Here is a 15,586-nt window from a genome sequence, read left to right on the forward strand (position 1 = left end):
TTATCCCTCCCGGTTTCGCCAGCGCGCGACGGCGATGGTCCCCTCGTAGAGGAGTACGAGGCCGGCGGCGACAGCGATTGCGGCGTTTCGCGGGAGGCTGAACTGGTTCACGAGGCGGAACAGCGTCGGGTCGGGGCTGCCGAGGTAGCCGACGACTATGGCGACGGCCCACACCGGCAGACGGGCAGCCCGGAACCCGCGCCAGAGTTTGACAGAGCCGTAGTAGTTCTTGTTCACGTAGGCTAGCGCCTCGAACAGGACGATCATCCCGCCGCCGACGAGCATCGGCGTGGCGTTCCCGAGGCCGACCGCAGCCAGCGTCTCGGTGACGGTGGCCGGAAGCCGCTCGTAGTAGCCCGTCGGGACCGGCGCGGGGCTGAGCAGGTAGCCGGCGATACCGGCAGTCAGCCACGCGACCGGACGGCGCGTAGCGAGGTCGTCCGCTGTCGGGACCGGGGACGTGCTGCCGGTCCAGCGGAGGAGCAGCAAGGTCCCCTCGAACAGCCCGATCATCGTCACGGCGACCATGAGCGGGGCCATCCCGGTCGGGTCCGGGCTGAACAGGAACGCCACGGCGGCGAAACCACCCCAGAAGTACAGCCGCCGGTCCTGGAGCCACTGGCGCGTCGTCACGCCCATCATCACCGCGAGCATCACGAACAGCGGAATCTGGAAGATGAGCGCGAACAGCCCGAGCATCAGGATGATGAGGTTGAACGTCTCGCTCAGGCCGAAGGCCAGGTCGGCCGCGCGGTCGGAGTAGGTGATGAAGTAGTCGAACATCGCCCGCAGCACGGCGAAGTACGCGAAGCCGACGCCGACGGCTGCGAGGACCAGACTGGTCGGGACTGCCGCGAGGTAGTAACGTCGTTCGCGGGGGTACAGCCCCGGCCGCATGAACAGGTAGGTCTGGTAGACGAACACCGGCAAGGCGGCGATGAAGCCGACTAACGAGGATACTTTCAGCCGCGCCAGAATGAGCGCGAGCGGGTTGTACACGTTCGGACAGTCAGCGCCCTCGACGACGCTGCCGTCGGCATTCGTCGCGACCTGTCCGCAGGCCTCGGCTGGCCCGTCGAGGAAGGAGTACCACAGGAAATTGATGAGTTCGTCGGAGTACGGTAGAGCGATGACGGCGACGACAGCCATCACGCCGACGACGACGAACAGCCGCATCGCCATCTCCTCGACGTGGTCGGCCAGCGGCATCTCCTCGTCGTCGGGTGCGCCCTCGTCGACGATGTCGGCGTCCGGGTCGTAGCTCGGTGCGTTCCCGCCGCCGGTCGTCGGCGCGGAACCGCCGGCACCAGCCGGTGACGGCGTCGACTTGCCCCAGTCGGTCGGAACGTCCGCCGGCACAGCGGCGGCAACGTCCGACGCGTCCCGGTCGAACAGCCCGGCGTTGGATTCGGATTCGATTGGGGCGGCGTGAGAGCCAACAGTGTCCTCGTCACCGCCGGCCGGCGCTGGACCGGGGCCCGTTACTTCGTCCGTCTCCCGATTGGCGTCGGCCTCGGCCACGGGGTCGGTGGGGATCGACGAATCGTCGGACTCGTCGTCGGACGGCAGTGGCGGCTCTTCGGACCCGCGCCGCTCGTCGTCTGCGTCACCGTCCTCCATCTGTTCCGGGCTTAGACGGTGGGTGTTGTAAACTTTCTTTTCGAGCAGTGACCGTCACCGGGATGAATAAATTGATAACGCCCACTGGGCTAGGCACAGAGAAGATGGCGAGTGCTATCGACGAGGACACCGTCCAGACGGTTCAGAGCGGGCGCGCCACGCTCGGCGCGATGCTCCGCTCGGCGCAGGTGCACCTCCAGAAGGTGTTCATCGTCTTCGTCATCGGGATGATCGGCACGATCATGGGACTGCAGTACGGCGTCTGGGACACGCTACGCGCCGATCTCCTGTATTCGCAGATGGACCTCACCACGCAGGAGGCCACGAGCATCGTCGCGGTCACGCCCTTCGACGTCATCCTCCTCCAGGTGAAAATCGGGGCCGTCATCGGGATTCTCATGTCGTTGCCGCTGTTGATCTACTTCGGCCGCGACGGACTCCGCCAGCGCGGCTGGTGGCCGGCCGAGCACATCCCGACCTGGAAGGGCGCGCTGTTCGTCACGATTAGCTTAGGTCTGTTTTTCGGCGGCGTGGCTTACGCCTACGAACTGTTCTTCCCGCTGATGTTCAACTTCCTCGCCGGGGACGCGTTCAAGGCCGGCTTCACGCCCCAGTACTCCATCGTCAAGTGGTTCCAGTTCGTCTTCCTGCTGGCCGTCTCCTTCGGACTCGCCGCCCAGTTGCCGCTCGTGATGACGGTGCTTTCCTACACCGAAATCGTCCCCTACGAGACGTTCCGGGACAAGTGGCGCTACGCGGTGATGGGGATTTTCGCCTTCGGCGCGCTGTTCTCGCCGCCGGACCCCTTCACCCAGATTATGTGGGCCGCGCCGCTGTGTGGCCTCTACGGCATCAGCCTCGCGCTGGCGAAGCTTGCGATGCTGGTCCGTCGCTCCGGTGATCTGGTAAGCACGCGGAGCGTCGCCCGCGGGCACTGGAACACGATTCTCGGCGGTGCAGTGCTGGGCGGCGGCGTGGTGTACTACTTCCTGGCGACGCCGGCGTTCCAGTACATCCAGCGGTTCGCCGAGGTGTTCCCCTCCGACCGACTCACCGCCGACATCCAGCCCCCGGCGCTGTTCGGACTCCCCGTCGAGAGCACGGCGCTGCTTCTCGCCGCCGTGTTCGGTGTCATCGGCGCTGTCGTCGTCCTCTACTACCACGTCCTGACTGCCCTCTCTGAGAAGGCCGGTCCCGGCCAGGTCGGCGACCCGGCGGCTATCGACATCGGGGAACTCAACGCCTCTGCGGTTGAGGTCGCTCCGCCGGAAGTGTTCGAGGAGATGGCCGAACATGAGGCGCTGGCCCACGCCGACACCGCCCTGGCGAACGACGACGAGGAGAAGGCACAGGCGGTGCTCAACCGCTGGGACATGGTCCACGAGGAGGACCCGGAGGGCGGCGACGACGCGGACGGGACCGCCGAAGCGGACGAGGAAGACGCGGGCGTGTTCACCTCGACGACCGCCGGCATGGTCGACGCCTTCACCGAGGACGAGACCACCGAGGACGAGATCGGCGGCTACTACTACGACATCCAGTTCATCCTCAGCGCGCTGGCCTCCCGGGCGTTCGTGATTCTGGGGATCTTCGGAGCGGTGCTCGCCGCCGCGTTCCTGTTCCTCTACCAGGGCGGCATCGGGTCGATACAGCGGACGTTCGTCAGCCGGCTCCCGCCAGAGATGGCCGCCGACGTGAGCATCGTCACGCTCCACCCCGTCGAGCACCTGGTGTTCATCGTCAAGTTCTCGACCATCCTGGGGGCCGTGTCGGTCATCCCCGTGGTGCTGTACTTCGCGTGGCCGGCGATGCGTGAGCGCGGCCTCGTCATCGGCAACCGCAACATCCTGGGCCTCTGGGGCGGGACGCTGTTCGCCGCGCTCATCGGCGGGAGTCTGCTCGGCTTCCTCTACGTGGCCCCGATGACCATCTCCTGGATCGCCTACGACCAGCTGAACTCGAACATGGTCATCGCCTACCGCGTGAGCAAGTTCGGCTGGCTCGTGTTCTTCCTCACCATCGGAATCGGCCTGCTGGCGGAGATCCCGGTGACGATGTTCCTGTTCCACAAGGGCGGCATCATCCCGTTCCGGCTGATGTACGAGCGCTGGCGGGAGGTCGTCATCGCCATCGTCGCTCTCTCGGCGATTCTCTCGCCCAGCGGCATCTTCACGATGTTCATCGTCGGCATCCCGACTGCGCTGGCGTACATGCTCGGCCTCGGCATCCTCTGGGTGTACACGCTCGGCGGCCGGCGGACGACGAACCGCCGCAGCGAACCGGCTGACTGACCGCAGCCACGGACGCTTGGAATCTTACTCGACGATGATTACGCTGTCGTCGCGGTCACGGAACACACGAGGGGACTCGTAGCGGCCGGTAACGGCGCGATCACCACGAATACGGCCTACGAGTCCGACCGCCAGCAGGATACACTCGAACGCTGCTCAGCGCTTCAATCTGCGTGTATGTTCCACAACAACAGCTACAAAACAAAACGATTCAGACAGTCATACCGGCGTATACCGCCTGTGTGAGTACAGACAGCCGTCGAACCACAGTACATATGCTTACCCCTGATATATTCTTCAGATATGCCCAAAATAAGCGTCGAAGTCCCGGCCGAACTCCTGAACGACCTCGACAAGCACGTCGGCGAAGACGGGAAGTTCGTCAACCGGAGCGAGGCCATCCGCGCCTCGGTGCGAAAAACGCTCGACATGCTCGACGACATCGACGAACGCCAGGGCCGGCTCGACGATGAGCAGTGAGCGTTCTGACACTGTGCGTGTCGGCCTCGTTGCGCTGTTCGTGACAGCGCTGGTCACCTCACAGGTGACCGCCTCGAAGCTGCTCGCGTTCTCGCTGCCGTTCTCGTTCCCCCTTGCCGGGTCGACGCTCGTTCTGCCCGGGGCCGCGCTGGCGTACGCGCTGACGTTCTTCGCCTCCGACTGCTACGCCGAACTGTACGGCCGCCGGGCCGCGACGGTCGTCGTCAACGTGGGCTTCGCCATGAACTTCGTCCTGCTGGCGCTGGTCTGGAGCACGATTCTCGCGCCCGGCCTGCCCCAGGCGGCCCAGCCGGTCGACCTCGCCGCCTTCCGGAACGTCCTCGGGGCCAGCACGGCTATCGTCGTCGCCAGCCTGTCGGCCTACGTCGTGAGCCAGAACTGGGACGTGTTCGTCTTCCACTGGCTTCGGGACCGAACCGACGGCGAGAAGCTCTGGCTCCGCAACATCGGTTCGACAGCCTCCAGTCAGCTTATCGATACGGTCATCTTCGTCGGCGTCGGCTTCGTCCTGTTTCAGGGCGTCCCGCCGGGAGAGGCACTGGCGCTCATCGTCGGCCAGTACCTGCTAAAACTCGCTATCGCCGTCCTCGACACGCCGTTCGTCTACGCTGTCGTCGGCTTCGCTCGGCGGAACGGCATCGCCCCGACCCCAGCACGGGCCGACTGAAAAACGGCTGCCAGCGGCTTACTCGACCGGTTCGGCGAACGCGTACCGGGGCTTCACGTCGTCGACGCGAACCTCGACTGTTTCGCCGTCCTCGACGCCGCTGACGAACACGGTGAAGTTCTCGACCTTGGCGATACCGTCGCCCTCCTCGCCGATGTCGTCGATGGTGACCTCCACGATGTCGCCCTCGCGGACCGGTGCAGTCAGACGATGTTTCGCCACCAGATACAGCTCCGAGGAGGAGTCACGGGAGGCGTCGGGGCGGACCTCGCGGACGTACTCGAACTCCGGTTCGATGTCGGCGATGAGGTCATCGAGGTCCTGCCCGTCGAACACCTTCGCACAGAAGTCCCCGCCGGCGTCGAGCAGGTCCGTCGCAACCTCGAAGGCCTGCCGGACCAGGTGGACCGACCGGGCGTGGTCGAGGTCGTACTGGCCGGTCATGTTCGGGGCCATGTCGGAGATGACCACGTCGACCGGGCCGCCGCTGCCGTCGCTCTCTCCGACAATCTCGCGGATTTCGTCTTTCGTGCTGTCCTCGGTCATGTCGCCGCGGACGTACTCGACGGTCGGTTCGGGGTCCGCTAACTCGTCGATGGTCTGGCGGTCGACACCGACCAGCGTCCCGCGCTCGCCGATCCGCTCTGCCGCGACCTGCATCCAGCCGCCGGGGGCGGCCCCGAGGTCGACGACGGTCCGCCCCTCACCGAGGAGGCCGGCCGTCTCGTCTAGCTGCTGGAGCTTGTAGGCCGAGCGAGCTCGATAGCCCTCCTGTTTCGCTCTGTTGTAGTAGTCGTCTTTTCCCGACATTTTTACCTCACACCGCGTGTGTCTTCAGTGCCGAGACCTGGCGAAATCGTAGTCATAGTACTACGAAGACGGTCAGCGCTGAAATGGATGCCGACTCGGGGCTTCCGGTCGAGTCACTGCATGACGGACGCCGGTCGGTGTCGGAACGGACAATCAGGGTAAGCGTCGAGGTCATGGCTACGTGCTTTACCGTCAAGCCGAACACGTTCAGTACCGTTCTTACCGAGCAAGAACACGTCTCAGCGGCTGAGATTGTGCGTTCTAGTATATACCTGTCACGCACTGAATCCAATCTGTAGGAAGTGACCTCCCAATGTCAAACATTCCGACGACGACGCGGAGGCGGGTGTTAGAAGCCTTGGGCGTCGGCACGGCCGCGCTTGCGGGCTGTGCCAGCGCGCCGGGCGCACAAAAGCAGTCGACCGAGGCGGAGACGGAGACGACCCCACAGGAGCCAGCTATGAACGCCGCACAACAGACCGACGTTGACCGTATTGCCGCGGACCCGACCGCAATCCCGGCCCCCATCGACCGGTCGGAGCCAAAGACCGTGTCGGTCGAGATGACTACCAAAGAGCAGGTCGCAGAGGTCGAGCCGGGCGTCACCTACACCTACATGACGTTCGGCGACCAGATTCCCGGCCCGATGATCCGGGTTCGCCGGGGCGACACCGTCGAACTCACCATCACGAACGAGGAAGGGAACTCGATGCCCCACAACATCGACCTCCACGCCGTCCGCGGCCCTGGTGGCGGTGCTGAGGCGTCGATGGTCACGCCGGGCCAGACCAAGACGTTCCGGTTCAAGGCCACCTACCCCGGCGCGTTCATCTACCACTGCGCCGTCCCGAACCTCGATATGCACATCTCCTCGGGGATGTTCGGGATGATACTCGTCGAGCCGAAAGAGGGGCTCCCCGAAGTAGACCACGAGTTCTACTTCGGCCAGCACGAGCTGTACACCACCGGCGACACCGGCGAGAAGGGGCACCACGACTTCGACATGGAGGCGATGGCGGCCGAAGAGCCGACGTACGTCCTGATGAACGGCGAGAAGTACGCCATCACGCCGGATCGACACGGTTCGCCGAGCATGTCGGTCGGCGACACCGCCCGCGTGTACTTCGTGACCGGCGGCCCGAACCTCGATTCCAGTTTCCACCCCATCGGGTCCGTCTGGGACGAGGTCTGGCAACAAGGGTCTATCGCCGGGCCGCCGAACAAGTACGTCCAGACCACGCCGGTCAAGCCCGGGTCTTGTGCCATCGCGACCCTCCACGCCGAGGTGCCCGGCCCGATCAAGCTGGTCGACCACGCGCTCTCCCGGGTCGCCCGAAAGGGCATGATGGCCGTCATCAACCGCGAAGGGGCGGCGAACCCCGAGGTGTTCAACCCGGAGGCCTGACCGCTTCGGCGTAGGAGTGCTCCCGAACTGCCTTCTCGCGCTGGTGCTCGATTACTCGATATACGGACTCGCTCGCAACCGTCGCCGCGCTGCCCGCGGTCGCTCGCGCGCACGCGGTTTCAATGAGGGACTTTTTAATGGATGGGGGCATAGTCCGGTTCAAGATGTTCAACGCCATCGTGAGCGCAGATACGCTCCAGGCGACTCTCGACTCTGTGAGCGTGCTGGTGGACGAGTGCAAGATCCACCTCGAAGAAGACGGGCTGGAAATCCGGGCAGTCGACCCGGCAAACGTTGGAATGGTCGACCTGCGGCTCGACGCGGCGGCGTTCGAGTCCTACGAGACTGACGGTGGACTCATCGGCGTCAATCTCTCCCGCCTCGAAGACATCGCCGGCATGGCCGACGCCGGCCAGCTCGTCCACCTCGATCTGGACGAGGAGACGCGGAAACTCCACATCTCTATCGACGGTCTCGAATACACCCTCGCACTGATCGACCCCGACTCCATCCGCCAGGAACCCGACCTCCCGGACCTGGACCTCTCGGCGAATATCGTCATCGAGGGGAAAGACATCGACCGATCGGTCACCGCCGCGGACATGGTCAGCGACCACATCGCGCTGGGTGTCGACGCGACCGATGAGCTGTTCTACGTGGACGCCGAGGGCGACACGGACGATGTCCACCTCGAACTCACCCGCGACGACCTCATCGACCTCACACCCGGGGACGCCCACTCGCTGTTCTCGCTGGATTACCTGAAGAACATGAACAAGGCCATCCCGAAGGACGCCGAGGTCGAGATGGAACTCGGCGAGGAGTTCCCCGTCAAGATGCACTTCAGCTTCGCCGAGGGGCAGGGTCGAGTCACGTACATGCTCGCGCCGCGCATCCAGAGCGAATAACGACGGATGGCGTCCGCGCCGCCGATTCCGGCCACCGACTGGCTGCCTGACGATTCCGAGACGGAATCGCTCTCGCTTCCTGACGGTCGGCGGATGGCTTATGCCACCTACGGCGACGACGACGGGTATCCGGTTCTCTTCTGCCACGGCACGCCGGGCTCACACGTCATCGCACGGCTGCTCGCCGCACCGGCCCGTGAGCGCGGCGTGTCCCTCATCGCCCCGGACCGGCCGGGTATCGGGAACTCAGAGGACGCCCCAGTCAGTATCAAGGACTGGCCGGACGACGCCGCACATCTCCTGTCCCATCTCGACATTGACGCAGCCGGTGCCATCGGCTTCTCCGGCGGCGGTCCGTTCGCGCTGGCCTGTCATCGACTGCCCGAAATAGAACGCGTCGCGCTCGTCGGCTCCAGCGGCCCTCCCGACATTGGTTCGACCGGACGCGTCCAGCAGTTCGTGGGCACGCTATCCCGGCACGCCCCGTGGGCGCTCGGCCGTCTCTTCCGGCTGCAGCGGTGGTTCGCCGTCCGCCGGGACCCGTCGTACGCTGTCGGATTCGTCGCCGAAGAAGCGCCGGAGACGGACGCCCTGGCCGCCGACGAGGTGGCCCGGATCGTCCGTGCAGACATGCTCACCGCGATGGCACGCGGTCCGAGCGGAATCATCCGCGAGCAGCGACTCCTCTCGCAGTCGTGGCCGTTCGCCCTCGAAGACGTGGCCGTTCCGGTGACGGTGTTCCAGGGGCAAGAGGACGCTAACGTCGCACCATCGACGGGGAAAGCCCTCGCTCGGCGGCTTCCGGACGCCTCGCTCGAACGCGTCGACAGCGACCACCTCGGCACGCTGACAACTGCCGGCGACGACGCGCTGGCCGCCGTACAGCGTCGCACGCGCGTCTGACGTACCGTTTTGTGGGTCGGGTGCCAACGGGCCGGTATGGAGAACCTCGGGGACGCGTACGACAACCGGCGCTGGGAGGGGCGCGACCTCCGCCGCGTCGTTGCCGGTGCGGCCCTGGGGTTCGTCGGCGCGCTGGCAGTTATCGTGGCGATACTCCTGGTGACGACCCCGCTGTCGGCAGTCGTCGGCGCAACTGAACCCCACGCCGCCGAGAAACTCGGTGGGACGCTGGGCGGTCTTGGCATCCCCGCGATGTTCCTGAGTGTCGTCGCCGTGCTCCCCTCGAGCCGCCGGGAACAGAGCGGCGTCGCCGTCGGCGCGTTCCTCTGTCTGGTCGGCATCGGGCTGTTCCAGGTGGCGTATCCCTACAACTGGACGGTCGGCGAACAGACGCTGGCGTTCGAAACGACGATGGCGTACTTCATCGGGTCCTGTGTGGCGTTCTGGTTCGTTTTCACGGCGATGGCGAGCTTCCGCCGCCGAAACGACCCGCACGGCACCGTCAAACTGGAAATTTCGCACAAAGGCGAGACCAAGACTGTCCAGGTGTCTCCCAAAGAATACAAGCGCTACACGCAGGCGGTTCGCGGCGACGGCGGCACGACCGACGAGGTCATTCAGGAACTGGAGTCGCGAATCGAAGACGAAGGGTAACTGGGCGCTACTCGGCAGCCGTCGTTTCGTTGCCGCGCTGGTCCGACTCGGTCATCGAGTCGCGATCCGTTTCCTCGATTTCCGTCGTCTCGACTTCGGTCTCCTCGTCATCGTCGGCCGCGTCTTCCGTCTCGTCCTCACCAACTTCCTCGACATCGACGTCCGTGCCAGCGACGCCGCTTTTCGAGATGACAGGCAGGAGGTTGTAGCCGCCGTTGCCCTTCTTGACGACGTTGATATCGAAGACGAAGTCGACCGATTCGCCGGCGACGACCTCGAACGACTTGGTGATCTGGAGCTTCTCGCTCGGTATCTTTACGTCGACGGACTCGCCGTCGACGACGCCGTCGACCGATTCGGCGTACAGTTCGATCTTGCTGTAGCGGCCCTCCTCGAGTTCGCCGTCGAGGACGCTGATGGCCTTGTCGCCGACGACCTCAGTGAGGTCGACGGTCGCGCCGTCGAGTTCACGGACGACGAAGCCGCTGTTGTCGTCGCCGTCCTCGTTGGCCATCTCTTCATCGTCTTCCGCCTCATCTTCGTCGTCTTCATCCCCATCGGCCATTTCTTCTGTCTCTGTCTCAGTCGCCTCGGCCGTCTCGGTCGCTTCGGCGGTGGCCGTTTCCGTGGTTTCGGTCTCGGTTTCGTCCTCGCTTTCGGTATCCTCACTCTCGCCCGCGTGGAAGATGCGGGTTCGCGAGAACGACACGTCGAGCGAGTCGAAATCGCCGATGGCCGCGGGCTGGTCGCTGATGAGAAGCCGGAACGCACCGACCGCGCCGCCGTCGTCCATCGTGGTGTCGCCGTCGCTGGTGTCGTCAGTACTAGTCCCGTCGCCAATGGACCCGTCGGACCCGCCGGAATCGTTCGACCCGGAACACCCGGCGAGGAGGCCGACCCCGACGCCAGCGCTCGTGGCGATGAACCGTCGTCGTCTCATCGGCCGCGCCCCATCTGTGCTGTCGTCGCTGTCGATGCTGTCTCCGCTGTTACGTACGTACTCATTCCATGACGTGGGATGGTACTGGCGCGTATATGCCCCGCGATAGGTCAAATCGATGTACGTCCGTTTGAACGGAATGAACGGTCTGGCTGTATCTGAACGGTTTTACCCCCGTCGCACCACGTCCTGATAATGGCAAACTCGAACGCCAAGGGCGACCGCCGCGAGCGCGAACTGGTCAACGCACTCGACGAGGCGGGCTTTGCGGTGATGCGCGCGCCGGCGAGCGGCAGCGCGACCGAGCGGGAACTGCCGGACGTGCTCTCGGGCGACGGCGAGACGTTCTACGCTATCGAGGCGAAATCCAGCGCCGGCGACCCCATCTATCTCACCGGCGAGGAGGTCGAGGCACTGCTGTTTTTCGCCCGGAACTTCGGCGCGAAGCCGCGTATCGGCGTCCGGTTCGACCGCGAGGACTGGTACTTCTTCCACCCGGCGGACCTCCACACGACAGACGGCGGCAACTACCGCGTCAAGAAGGAGAAAGCCCTCTCGGACGGAACGGACTTCCAGGAGTTCGTGGGCCACTCCGAGAAGGTCACGCTGGACGAGGTGGCCGACGACGGCCCCGACCAGAGCGTGCTGGACGTGCTGTCGGCCTTCGAGCGCGGCGACCTCGACAAGGAGGAAGCCGCGGCGATGCTGGAATAGCGGTTCGCAGGCGTTTGATTACTGGGCCCCACCGCTGACGAGTTCGGCGTCCTCGACGCGGCGGAGCCGCGACAGGGGAAAGGCGTACTCTCGCGGGTCGGTCGCGCGGACAGCGTCCGAGAGATACGTCACCAGCACAACGAGGTCGTCGGATGGGTAGCCATCGTTGGTGTCGTAGTCGGCGACTTTCTCGCCCGTCGCCTCGATGGTCCAGTCGTCGGCTGGCGTGTCGGTGACGGCCGTCACGACGAGTCTGTCGCCCGTCTCGCGGTCCCGCACGATGTCGCCGGTTTCTAGCCGACAGCGCCCACAGAGATGCGGCGTCTGTGCGTCCGGGGCGACGAAGGTGACGGTGCCACAGGCGTCACAGGTCGCCCGCTCCTTGCCGGGCGGCGCGACCCGCCGCGCGGTGATCTCGATGGCGACGCGCCGGAGGTGTTTGCAGTGCTCGCCGCGGATGCGGTTGTCGGGACAGGAGCAGGAGTGCTGTGCGATGTCGACGAGGTACGTGCTGTCGCTCTCCGTCGTCACGGCGTACGTGCTGCCCGCTCGCGGGCGCACGGCCATGCGCTCGGTCCAGGCGCGGGCGGCCCGGTCCGGGAGGGAACGGAGGTCCGGTGCAAGTGCGGTATGCTGCCGGTCAGCTGCTGGCTCGATGAGCGTCATAGGTGCGGACGCGGCTGTATTTTCCAATGCGTCCAGTTGAAACGTAGGTGCTACACGGACCTAAATGGCTCGGCCAGGCGGCTCCGGCGCTTCGATACCCTTTTTGCCGGCCCTGTGAAACCGCAGGACATGGATATCGAGCGGGAGACGCTCCTGCAAATCGTCATCTCGGCGGTCGCCGTCGTGCTGTTCATCGGCACGACCGTTACCGTCTCACAGATGCATCTGGACGGATCAAGCTCAGAGGCAATGGGCGGCTACGCGCTCATCGGCGCAATCGGGCTGTTCGTCGTGTTTATGACCGGCGCCGGCCTCTGGCTCGAACGCCAGCAGTTCTAGGCGTCGGCCTCTTCGTCGCCCTCGTCCTCGCGCCAGTCGACCAGTTCCTCCTCGTCGGTGTCGTCTAACTTCTGCTCGTAGTAGCCCATCGGGTGGGAAATCGTCTCACAGAGGTCGTCCATGTTGACACAGTCGCCGTAGGACTGCATGGTCGAACACGCCGGCGTCGAGTACTCCGTCGGGCTGGTCTCCCCGCGGATGTGGTCGACCTGGTAGCGGGTGGCTTCCTCGCCGAAGCCGGGATTGACCTGAAAGAGATCGACGATTTCGTCCGTCGTCATCCCGATGCCGATGAGGAAGGTCGCGATGGCAAACCGGGAGTGGTGTTCGAGGTGCTCGCCCTTCTGCACCTGATCGAGGAGCGACTTCATGCAGGGTGGGAACAGTTCGGGGACGACGGTGTCGATCTCGCGGGTGAGTTCCAGTTCCGAGAGGACTTCCTCCAGGCGCGCGACCTCCTCGGTCAGTTCGTCCGCGATAGCGTCGGGCACGTCGAACGGCAAGCCGTCGGTGACCCGATGGCGGATCGCCTGTTTCAGCAGGACGTTCAGTTCCTCGGCGGTGACGGTCACCTGCCCGTCGGCCAGCGGCCGGTTGACCAGCCGCCAGGAATCGCCCCGCTGGTCGGCCGCCAGGTCGAGATACGCGCCGACCTCGACGCGGTAGCCGTCACCAGTGTCGCTGACGGCACTTGCGAGGTCGAACTCCGCGAGCAGTTCCTCGCGGTCCAGCGTCTCGCGCTGGGTCGATTTCAGTTCCGTCGTCGTCGCGAACTCCTCGGTGAACCGCTCGTAGGCCGCCTCGGCCTCCGCCTGTGCGTACTTCCGGGTGCAGATGTGCACGTCGACGAGCGACACCAGTACGCGGGCGACCGGGTACGACAGGAGTTCGACGCGGGTCCGCCGGTGTGGCTCCCCGACAGTGCCGTCCGTGATTGCCGATTCGACCCGCTCCAGCGCGCGCGCCGTGACCGCCTCGTCCGTGGCGACAATCTCACCTAGATCCACCGCCGCGGCTTCGACGGCCTCCCGCGACCGCGCCAGAAAGGGGTAGCGTGCGTGGAGCGGTTCCATTGCCACCACCTTTCGGATGGGAGCGAATAAAATTGCCGTCACCGCGACGGTCGGTGTCGGATTCCCGACAGTCGGTCCGAGAGACGGGGGCAACCATGTTGTGGGGCTATACACATAGACCCGGACCGGCGGCGAGTGAATACAGCTAGTAGACAAGCGGATACCTGCCAGCCCCGACTGACAAAGTGTGGTAAGGACGCGGGTCGGCGACTGCACTCGGTTCGGTCAGCGGACTGGGCCGGTGCAGTCATCCCCGACGAGGTAACTGCCAAACGAGACACGGAGCACACCGATGACACACGAGCACGACACCGAATCACGGGATGGTATCAGAGCAACCTTCGAAGAGTACGATGTCGGCGTAGACACAGTCGCCCACATCGGCGACCCCGAGAACCCGTCGGCCTGGATTCAATCAACGGTCACCGTCGACGTTCGGGAGTGAGTTCCGTGTCGCTTTTCGCCCGCTGATAGGTCTGCGCGGTGATTTTTGCAGGAATTGCAGGGCGTGCAGACTAGTTTGAGATTTTGACCGGCACGGAGCATTCGCTACTGCTCGCGGGTCGCCCCGCTCGGATATTGGAGGCCTCCCTACGTCCCACGGCTTCGCCGTTCGACTGAAAGGCGGTCTCCGCTTCGCTCGAACCACTCTATGTCCTCCACGGGTCGCTTCGCTCCCCGTTCCGAGACGGGATTCTTCGCTCCGCTCAGAATCTCGCTACTGCTCGCGGGTCGTTCCTCCCCGCTCGTAGTTTGGAGACCCCTCGCTCCGCTCGGGATCTCCCTACGTCCCGTGCTGCCAGGAATCCATATACTCGGCCTGGGCGTCCGTCAGCGAGTCGAAGTCGACGCCCTCGGCCTCCAGTTTGATCTCCGCGACCTCCTTGTCCAGTCGGTCCGGAACGGCGTGGACGCCGGCCTCGTAGTCCTCGGCGTTCTCGACCAGTTCGCGGACGCAGACTGCCTGGATACCGAAGCTCTGGTCCATCACCTCGACAGGGTGGCCCAGCGCGATAGGGGTCGCAAGGTTGACCAGCCGGCCCTCGGCCAGCACGTTCAGGCGTCGACCGTCGGCCATCTCGTAGGTCCGGACGCCGTCCCGAGATTCGTAGGTGTCGGCGGCGAGGTCCGACAGCGCGTCGAGGTCGACCTCCACGTCGAAGTGGCCGGCGTTAGCCAGCAGGACGCCGTCCTGCATCGCTTCGAAGTGTTCCTCGACGATGACGTCGCGGTTGCCGGTGGTCGTGATGAACACGTCGCCCTCGGCGGCGGCCTCGGCCATCGGCTTCACGTCGTAGCCCTCCATGTGCGCTTCGAGCGCGCGGCGGGGCTCGACCTCGGTGACGATCACGTCGGCGTTCTGTCCGGCGGCCTTCTTCGCGACGCCCTTGCCGCAGTAGCCGTAGCCGGCGACCACGACGGTCTTGCCGGCCCACGAGAGGTTCGTCGTCATGGCAATCGAGGCAAGCGAGGACTCGCCGGTGCCGTGGACGTTGTCGAACAGGCGCTTCATCGGCGTGTCGTTGACCGCGAACACGGGGTAGTCGAGTTCGCCGTCCTCGTCCATCGCGCGCAGTCGGTGGACGCCGGTCGTCGTCTCCTCCGCGCCGCCGACGATGGTGTCGATGAGTTCCGGGTAGTCCTCGTGGATGGCCGCGACGAGGTCCATCCCGTCGTCGACGGTGATGGTCGGCTTGTGGCCGATGACGGCCTCGATGGCCTCGTAGTACTCTTCGTCGTCGACGCCGCGCTCGGCGTAGGAGGTGACGCCGTCGACATCGTCGAGGGCGGCGCTCACGTCGTCGTGCGTCGAGAGGGGGTTACAGCCGGTGATGGCGACCTCCGCACCGCCGATAGCCAGCAGTTCGGCAAGAACTGCGGTCTTGGCTTCGACGTGCATCGCCATGCCAATGCGTTCGCCGGCGAAGGGTTGGTCGGCCTCGAACTGCTCGCGGAGCGCGCCGCAGATGGGCATGTGCTGGACGGCCCAGTCCATCTTACGGCGGCCGGAATCGCGAGCCTCGTCGAGGTCGGCAAGTCGCTCGGAAATAGGCGTCGTCATGTCACGACAGAGGAAGAGAGTTCCTAAAACGCT

At 65.0% G+C, this 15,586-nt stretch carries 16 protein-coding genes; 10 read left to right on the forward strand and 6 right to left on the reverse strand.

Translation table 11 applies throughout. From position 1 onward, the window contains the following. Complete coding sequence (locus ACOZ4H_RS01180) at window positions 1–1,620, reverse strand: twin-arginine translocase subunit TatC (RefSeq protein WP_424327596.1); 1,620 nt, start codon at window positions 1,618–1,620, stop codon at window positions 1–3. Window positions 1,621–1,724: 104 nt separating this feature from the next. Here ACOZ4H_RS01180 and ACOZ4H_RS01185 point away from each other — a divergent pair, with 104 nt between their 5' ends. The 3 genes from ACOZ4H_RS01185 (at window position 1,725) to ACOZ4H_RS01195 (ending at window position 5,079) form a co-directional block, all read left to right on the forward strand. Continuing rightward, window positions 1,725–3,911 carry a twin-arginine translocase subunit TatC gene (locus ACOZ4H_RS01185; protein WP_424327597.1) on the forward strand — a complete coding sequence of 729 codons (2,187 nt, stop codon included), beginning with the start codon at window positions 1,725–1,727 and terminating at the stop codon, window positions 3,909–3,911. Between the two features lie 303 nt (window positions 3,912–4,214). Continuing rightward, on the forward strand, window positions 4,215–4,391 hold the full coding sequence (locus tag ACOZ4H_RS01190) for a ribbon-helix-helix domain-containing protein (RefSeq protein ID WP_424327598.1): 177 nt from the start codon (window positions 4,215–4,217) through the stop codon (window positions 4,389–4,391). Next, entirely contained in the window at window positions 4,381–5,079 is a 699-nt protein-coding gene (locus tag ACOZ4H_RS01195) for a queuosine precursor transporter (protein ID WP_424327599.1), read from the forward strand. Before ACOZ4H_RS01190 ends, ACOZ4H_RS01195 begins: the two co-directional genes overlap by 11 nt. 18 nt (window positions 5,080–5,097) lie before the next feature. Here the strand turns inward: ACOZ4H_RS01195 and ACOZ4H_RS01200 are convergent, their stop codons facing one another. Further along, complete coding sequence (locus ACOZ4H_RS01200) at window positions 5,098–5,889, reverse strand: 23S rRNA (uridine(2552)-2'-O)-methyltransferase (protein ID WP_424327600.1); 792 nt, start codon at window positions 5,887–5,889, stop codon at window positions 5,098–5,100. A 313-nt stretch (window positions 5,890–6,202) separates the two neighbouring features. Between ACOZ4H_RS01200 and nirK the strand changes: the two genes are divergently transcribed. The 4 genes from nirK to ACOZ4H_RS01220 all read left to right on the forward strand — a co-directional run bounded on the left by nirK (window position 6,203) and on the right by ACOZ4H_RS01220 (window position 9,759). Further along, on the forward strand, window positions 6,203–7,294 hold the full coding sequence (gene nirK / locus ACOZ4H_RS01205) for a copper-containing nitrite reductase (protein ID WP_424327601.1): 1,092 nt from the start codon (window positions 6,203–6,205) through the stop codon (window positions 7,292–7,294). A gap of 164 nt (window positions 7,295–7,458) precedes the next feature. Then, window positions 7,459–8,202, forward strand: a complete 744-nt coding sequence (locus ACOZ4H_RS01210) for a DNA polymerase sliding clamp (protein ID WP_007187874.1) — start codon at window positions 7,459–7,461, stop codon at window positions 8,200–8,202. Between the two features lie 6 nt (window positions 8,203–8,208). Continuing rightward, window positions 8,209–9,105, forward strand: coding sequence for an alpha/beta fold hydrolase (locus ACOZ4H_RS01215; protein WP_424327602.1), 897 nt, complete (start codon window positions 8,209–8,211; stop codon window positions 9,103–9,105). A gap of 36 nt (window positions 9,106–9,141) precedes the next feature. Continuing rightward, the gene (locus ACOZ4H_RS01220; RefSeq protein ID WP_424327603.1) at window positions 9,142–9,759 is read left to right on the forward strand and encodes a DUF7139 domain-containing protein; all 618 of its coding nucleotides are present in this window, start codon (window positions 9,142–9,144) and stop codon (window positions 9,757–9,759) included. A gap of 7 nt (window positions 9,760–9,766) precedes the next feature. Here ACOZ4H_RS01220 and ACOZ4H_RS01225 read toward each other — a convergent pair whose 3' ends face one another. Then, the gene (locus ACOZ4H_RS01225; RefSeq protein WP_424327604.1) at window positions 9,767–10,699 is read right to left on the reverse strand and encodes a DUF4382 domain-containing protein; all 933 of its coding nucleotides are present in this window, start codon (window positions 10,697–10,699) and stop codon (window positions 9,767–9,769) included. Window positions 10,700–10,894: 195 nt separating this feature from the next. On the opposite strand from ACOZ4H_RS01225, the gene hjc reads away from it, so the two are divergent. Then, window positions 10,895–11,413 (forward strand): Holliday junction resolvase Hjc, encoded by a 519-nt coding sequence (gene hjc, locus ACOZ4H_RS01230; RefSeq protein ID WP_424327605.1) that lies wholly within the window; start codon window positions 10,895–10,897, stop codon window positions 11,411–11,413. Window positions 11,414–11,431: 18 nt separating this feature from the next. Here hjc and ACOZ4H_RS01235 read toward each other — a convergent pair whose 3' ends face one another. After that, complete coding sequence (locus tag ACOZ4H_RS01235) at window positions 11,432–12,079, reverse strand: SWIM zinc finger family protein (protein WP_424327606.1); 648 nt, start codon at window positions 12,077–12,079, stop codon at window positions 11,432–11,434. Between the two features lie 129 nt (window positions 12,080–12,208). Between ACOZ4H_RS01235 and ACOZ4H_RS01240 the strand changes: the two genes are divergently transcribed. Beyond that, window positions 12,209–12,418 (forward strand): DUF7472 family protein, encoded by a 210-nt coding sequence (locus ACOZ4H_RS01240; protein WP_424327607.1) that lies wholly within the window; start codon window positions 12,209–12,211, stop codon window positions 12,416–12,418. On the opposite strand, the gene priL is transcribed toward ACOZ4H_RS01240, so the two are convergent. Continuing rightward, window positions 12,415–13,491, reverse strand: a complete 1,077-nt coding sequence (gene priL, locus ACOZ4H_RS01245) for a DNA primase regulatory subunit PriL (RefSeq protein ID WP_424327608.1) — start codon at window positions 13,489–13,491, stop codon at window positions 12,415–12,417. The genes ACOZ4H_RS01240 and priL overlap by 4 nt on opposite strands. Window positions 13,492–13,783: 292 nt before the next feature. Here priL and ACOZ4H_RS01250 point away from each other — a divergent pair, with 292 nt between their 5' ends. Next, window positions 13,784–13,936, forward strand: coding sequence for a DUF7331 family protein (locus ACOZ4H_RS01250; RefSeq protein WP_424327609.1), 153 nt, complete (start codon window positions 13,784–13,786; stop codon window positions 13,934–13,936). A 339-nt stretch (window positions 13,937–14,275) separates the two neighbouring features. Here ACOZ4H_RS01250 and ACOZ4H_RS01255 read toward each other — a convergent pair whose 3' ends face one another. Beyond that, window positions 14,276–15,553 (reverse strand): adenosylhomocysteinase, encoded by a 1,278-nt coding sequence (locus ACOZ4H_RS01255; protein ID WP_424327610.1) that lies wholly within the window; start codon window positions 15,551–15,553, stop codon window positions 14,276–14,278. Between the last annotated feature and the right edge of the window lie 33 nt (window positions 15,554–15,586).

The sequence above is a fragment of the Haloarcula amylolytica genome (genome assembly GCF_049705545.1).
Classification (GTDB): domain Archaea; phylum Halobacteriota; class Halobacteria; order Halobacteriales; family Haloarculaceae; genus Haloarcula; species Haloarcula amylolytica_B.